2 protein-coding genes are annotated in these 1,858 nt (G+C 48.5%); both read left to right on the top strand.

Annotation, left to right across the window (positions count from 1 at the left end):
• Nucleotides 1-405 precede the first annotated feature (405 nt).
• Nucleotides 406-1,641, top strand: coding sequence for a nucleotide sugar dehydrogenase (locus tag Q0256_RS01275; RefSeq protein ID WP_297959295.1), 1,236 nt, complete (start codon nucleotides 406-408; stop codon nucleotides 1,639-1,641).
• 57 nt (nucleotides 1,642-1,698) lie between these two features.
• Nucleotides 1,699-1,827, top strand: coding sequence for a hypothetical protein (locus tag Q0256_RS01270; RefSeq protein ID WP_297882610.1), 129 nt, complete (start codon nucleotides 1,699-1,701; stop codon nucleotides 1,825-1,827).
• The last annotated feature ends 31 nt before the right edge of the window (nucleotides 1,828-1,858 follow it).

The raw sequence follows: 1,858 nt of genomic DNA, 5'->3' as shown, positions 1-1,858 counted from the left end.
GCTAAATTTCGCGAGGTTTTTTTGAAATTTTGCGGCGACGAAATTTCATGGAATTTAACGCGACTTTTGAAATTTTAAGGCGTTTAAATTTTACGGCGCGGAATTCTGGCGGCATAGAATTTAGCGGTGCAAAATTTTAACGGCATGGCGATGGAATTTTATCGCGACGCGGGATTTTGGCGCGGCTTAAAATTCCGCATCAAGGCAAAATTTTAAATTTGCCGTCTCACAAGTAACGCGAGTAAAACAGCAAGTGAGCGTAGCTGCTTAAATTTAAAGACGCAGCGCTATAAATTCGTGCTGTATGTCTGCGCAACTGTGAAATTTAGCGAGTTTGGCTGCGGAATTTAACGATGAAATTTAACGCAAAGAAAAGAGGAAAATATGAAAGCAAATGAGGGAAAAATGAAAATAGCGATAATCGGGCTTGGCTACGTTGGGCTTCCTTTGGCGGCAGCGTTTGCGGCGAAACACGAGGTCATGGGCTTTGACGTAGCTCAGGACCGCATAGACGAGCTGCGCGGCGGGCACGATCGCACTCTGGAGCTTAGCGACGAGGAGCTTGCTGCGGCGATTCAAAACGGGCTTAAATTTAGCGCAAAGCTGGATGATATGAGGCAGAGCAATTTTTACATCGTGTGCGTGCCTACGCCCGTAGATAGGCTAAATCGCCCCGATCTCACGCCGCTAATCAAGGCCAGCGAAAGCGTCGGAGCCGTGCTTAAAAAGGGCGACATCGTCGTGTATGAAAGCACCGTCTATCCTGGCGCTACGGAGGAGGACTGCGTACCGGTACTGGAGCGAGCCAGCGGGCTTAAATTTAACCGCGATTTTTTCTGCGGATATTCGCCCGAGCGTATCAATCCCGGCGATAAAATTCACACCGTCACTAAGATCAAAAAGATCGTCTCGGCAAGCACCCCGGAGGCTTTGGACGTCGTAGATGGCGTCTATCTGAGCATACTGCAAAACGGCACCTTTCGCGCCAGCAGCATCAAAGTCGCAGAGGCCGCGAAGGTGATCGAAAACACCCAGCGCGACATCAATATCGGCTTTATCAACGAGCTTGCGATCCTGTTCGGCAAGCTCGGTATCAACACCAACGACGTCATCGACGCAGCGGCTACGAAGTGGAATTTCTTAAGCTTCCGTCCGGGTCTCGTGGGCGGACACTGCATCGGCATCGATCCGTATTATCTGGCGCAGAAGGCGACCGAGGTGGGCTATCACCCCGAAATCATCCTCTCAAGCCGCCGCATTAACGATAATATGGGAAGCTACGTCGCTACGGAGGTCGTTAAGATGATGATAAAATACGACGAAAAGGTAAAGGGCGCGAAGGTCTTGATCTTGGGACTGACGTTTAAAGAAAACTGCCCCGACACCCGCAATACGCGCGTCGTGGATATGATAAACGAGCTTAAAAATTTCGGCTGCGAGGTAAGCGTCTATGATCCTTGGGCGAGCGCCGCCGACGCCAAGAGATACTACGATATCGATCTACTGCAAAAGCCTGACTTGCGCAAATTTGACTGCGTCGTAATCGCCGTGGCGCATAAGCAATTTTTCGAGCTTGATTATGCGGGTTCGCTGGTTTACGACGTGAAAAACGTCTATAAAGGCGCGCAAGGAAAGCTCTGAAATTTAGCTTGGGGTTTAAATTTAGACTTCTAAATAGGCGGTTTAGCGGGGATAAGGATGAACGAGGCAAGGCTCGAAGAGCTAAAGAAAATTCTAAACGAACGACGTCAAAATTTAGAGCGAGGCTCACAGGAAAATTCTGACGCTCAAAATTCCAATGCCTTAATTTTAATAAAGGAGATATAGATGAGTAGAGGAAGTGTTGATAAAAGGTGTA

The organism is uncultured Campylobacter sp. (genome assembly GCF_937949835.1).
Classification (GTDB): domain Bacteria; phylum Campylobacterota; class Campylobacteria; order Campylobacterales; family Campylobacteraceae; genus Campylobacter_B.
Note: the sequence above shows the minus strand (reverse complement) of the source record. Positions and strands in the feature narration are given on the sequence as shown.